The 2,147-nt window shown below is 64.6% G+C and carries 1 protein-coding gene and 2 pseudogenes; all 3 read right to left on the bottom strand.

Annotated elements, in window-relative coordinates; genetic code table 11:
- Positions 1-305 (bottom strand): annotated as a pseudogene (locus ACYP5B_RS06180) (hypothetical protein); the annotation flags it as partial.
- Positions 302-1,834: a tyrosine-type recombinase/integrase gene (locus tag ACYP5B_RS06175; protein ID WP_459568974.1), complete on the bottom strand. Its 1,533-nt coding sequence runs from the start codon at positions 1,832-1,834 to the stop codon at positions 302-304. The gene ACYP5B_RS06175 and the pseudogene ACYP5B_RS06180, both read right to left, overlap by 4 nt.
- Positions 1,815-2,147, bottom strand: a pseudogene (locus ACYP5B_RS06170) (hypothetical protein); the annotation flags it as partial. The gene ACYP5B_RS06175 and the pseudogene ACYP5B_RS06170, both read right to left, overlap by 20 nt.

The raw sequence follows: 2,147 nt of genomic DNA, 5'->3' as shown, positions 1-2,147 counted from the left end.
GTGTTGCGCTTGACCAGCAACTGTTCAAGGGTCGCGGCCTTGATCAAGTCCTGCCAGGCCGCCGACAGTGGCCCCGGAACTAGCGCAGTCGACTGCGCCGCCAAGGCCTTCAACACTTTGGGCTCACGGCCGAGATGGTTCAGGTAGTAGGCTGGTGCCGGCACCTCGCCCGCGAGTGCGGAGAGATTCCAACCATGCCCTTTGCACACGCGCCCATCCGGCTCCAGAGGCAGGGTCCAGACCAAGCCGCGCTGCGCCGCCAAGGTCTGCCCCAAGGCTACGTAGGCGCGGTAGCCGGTACTCATTTTGTCTCCGGCTCCAACTCGGCCAGCACCGCTTGCACGCCGGCAATCGCCCGCTGCAACTGCAGGTACGCCGGGGACGCCGCCTCATCGCGCGAGGTTTCATGGAAGAAGCGCACCACCTCACGCAGGGCCGCCAGCACCTCGTGATGCAGTGTCACATCGCGGACCGGCATGAACCGGTGGCAGCCATAGCACGACGTCACCGGACTGAAGGGGCAGGCCGGTTGGCCACTGGTGCAACCACCGATGCCGGCGATCGGCACACCGTGCGGCACGCCGGCAATCTGCTGCTCGCCCTTGAGCGTACCCAGTTCTTCCGCACTGATGAAGCGGGCATGGGCGATGCGGACCACCTGTTGATAGACCGGCGACAGCCCCAGGGCGCGATTGACCCGCTCGGCTTGATTGGGCGAACTGTCGAAGTACACCAGGCCCGTGGCCAGGTCTGCATGGCCGAGGAAGGCAGCGAGTTCTTCCTGGTTGGCGCCGGCATCGACCAGTCGCTGGGCCGCGGTATGCCGCAGGTCTGTGGCGGTGGCGCGCACGCCCAGCAGTCGCTCGGTCAACGCGGCAATGCGTTGAGACACTTCCGAGGCCGATGCCACGGTACAGAAGCGCGTGCTGCCGTCGTGACCGTCTGTGCGTTGCCGTTGCTCCAGCTGTGCCGGGAGGATCGCCCATTCCCGTTTGACCCGACGCGGGAGAGGCTGGATGGTGGCACCGCGCCGTTGCTTCACCATGCGGAAGGTCAGATGCACGGCCGGTAGATCGTCACTGCCGTCCTGCCAGACGCGCACGTCGCGCATGGCCAGCAGGGCAATCTGGATCGGCCGCATGCCGAACTGATAGGCGCACAACAGCATCACCGCATCGCACAGCGCGGCGTCATCCAGATGTGCGCCATTGCGCAACGTGTGGGCCGTCTCGTCCAAGTAGCCAACGATCGCTGCCTCCTCCTCAATGGACAGGAAGACGTCGCCTGTGCGCACGCCGGCAGACTTGTCGCGGGCTGGCCAGGGCAGGGCGACAGTGAGGAACTCGCGATACTGGGGCGACCAGCCGCACAGCCGATAGTGGCAAAGCAGCCGGAGCAGTACCTTGGCGAATCCATAAGCAGGCGGGGTCTTCTGCAATGCCCGCAATGCCGCCCAACTGGCCACGCAATTCTCGGGGCCAGCCATCAGCAGGGCGATGACTTCGGCGTAGCTCAGATGCTTGGCCGCTTGCAGATATCCCGTCACTGTTGATACGTGCAGGTTCTCGCCGAGCAAATACAGAAACACGTGCTTCAGCAGCGTCGCGTAGCTGCTGCCGTACACGGAGAAGTCGAGATACTGGGTGCCCCCATTGATATGGACGGCGAAGACTGCTGCGTCAGCCGGGGCCCGGATGACACGTGTGGCGTCATCGAAGTCGTCATAGTAGCGCAGCAAGGGCGGCAGGGCGGGCAGTTGCCGCACGATCTCGTTCAGCAATGCCTCTGCATCGCTCGCCGCCCATTGGTTGAGGTCAACGGGCGGCGCTGGCATTGCGGGCTCCTGGCGGCAAGGCGCGCAGTACCGCCACCCGGTCGTCGAAGACATTGTTCCACACGGCCGCCAGGCGATCTTCGAACACGGCGCGCGCATAGTAGGCGGGCATGTCCGATGTCTGAGACCAGCCGAAGAAGGTGCGCAGTTTCTGCAGCGCTTCATCCATCGCGTCGCCCTGGGTGAGCAACTGATTGAGCCTCACGACGGCGCAGGTATGCCGACTATGTACCCAACGACATAGAGCAGAGGGTTTTTTGATTAGCGGTCGCGGCCGCAGGCGCGTGAGCCGGGACCCGGCGAGGTCAGCCCG

The organism is Cupriavidus sp. 8B (assembly GCF_054589115.1).
This window is presented reverse-complemented; position numbering and strand designations above follow the sequence as displayed.